Source organism: Mesorhizobium sp. P3_A9 (genome assembly GCF_056402975.1).
The window spans coordinates 1-1565 of record NZ_JBFUGJ010000652.1 but is presented as its reverse complement, the minus strand read 5'-3'; the positions used below and the strand labels follow the sequence as shown (position 1 = coordinate 1565).

Here is a 1565-nt window from a genome sequence, read left to right as displayed (position 1 = left end):
CCGCGCACCGGCTGCCGCTCGGGCAGCTCGCGACACCCCCCACCAGGTGGATTGTTTGAGCGTCCGAAGCGCGCCAACAGTGTTACTTACACAGTGAACGGAGAAAGGATTTCAGATAGTTAGGCAGGGTTCTTGGTAGCGCATTGATAGCGGAGGGCCAAAATCGGCCAAAAAACCAGAGACCAAAACGCGAAAAAGGGGCGCCCTGGCGCCCCTTCGTCTTCTTCTCTGTTTTCGAGCGTCAACCGGCCCGTGCAGTTCTTAACCCGCCGACCAGTTCTTTTGCGCGGCGCCTGATCAGTGGATTAACGCCAAACATAGCGTGGTCTTCGATTTTCTGGGTAAACGCTTCAACGTTCGAAGCGTTTGCCCTCACCGCCTTGCGGAGGGCAGAGCTGGCGGCCCAAAAGGCTGTGATCTCTAGTGACCTGAATTCGTTTGTCATGTTCACTTGCTGTCGCTTTCTGCCGAGATTCAATCGGCGTACGGCGCCCCGGGGTGAATCGACCGACAGCTTCGGTCTTCACACGCCTTTGGGCTTGCGCCTTGGACATTCGCGCGTGACCCCGGGACTAAATTTGAAAATAACTGTATACCAGCGATTCAAGCTGTGAGAGCACACTACAGCAATTCCGCCCGGCGTCAACCGCCTTTTTTAAAATGTGGTCAAACTTGTCAATAGATGTCGTTTGTCATTCTTTACATCAACTCTGCATTTGAAATTAATATTGATAGAACGAAAGTGATATGGCAAATTAAGAGCCATCTTTAACACCGATATCGCCCGTGACTACTTCAACGCCCTATCTTAGACGCGCCGAGAACGGAATCTGGTACGTCCACTGGACCGAAGACCGGATCGGCAAACGCGTCACCACGCACGAATACGACATAGTAAACGCGCGGAAGATTTTAGGCGCTTACCTCCTGGAAGGCGGGCCAACAGCATCCCCCAGGCTCTCGAAGATTTGGGCGATCTACTGCGAAAAACATGTGGCTGTTAAATTGGCTTCGCCAGACACTGCGCATCGCGCGTGGAAACAGCTCTTCCCTTATTTCGGCTCACTGCGAGCGGCCGATCTCAACCAAGATGCGGTTGACGAATACGTCACAAAGCGGACCAGCGGACGTTTAGGGCGGAAAGTTACACCGCAGACCGTCTTATGCGAGCTGGTGTATTTACGCGCCGCGCTGCGGTTTTGCGCCGATCGCGGCTTCGTACCATCAAAATACGTGCGCAAACTGGAGTTGCCCGAGCCCGGAGAACCGCGCCAACGTTGGTTACGGGACGACGAAATTGCCCGCCTCAAAGAGGCCGCCAGGGCGCACCGAAAACAGAAAGGCGGGCGCCGCGGGCACCGGCTTTCTCGCATTGAACGCTTTATCGCTCTCGCGCTGGAGACTGGAGCGCGGCAGCAGGCGCTACTTGACCTCACGTGGGACCGGGTCGACTTTGAAATTGGCACGATCGACCTTGACGTTCCTGGGCGCCGCAAAACCAAGAAAAGGCGTGCAACCCTGCCAATCTCGGACGCATTGTTACCGGTTTTGGAGAGGGCGTATTC

General features: G+C 55.2%; 1 protein-coding gene. It reads left to right on the top strand.

The window, feature by feature from the left end:
- Window positions 1-786: 786 nt before the first annotated feature.
- A partial coding sequence (locus AC1DX0_RS35680; protein WP_477359166.1) for a tyrosine-type recombinase/integrase occupies window positions 787-1565 on the top strand: 779 nt, incomplete at its 3' end.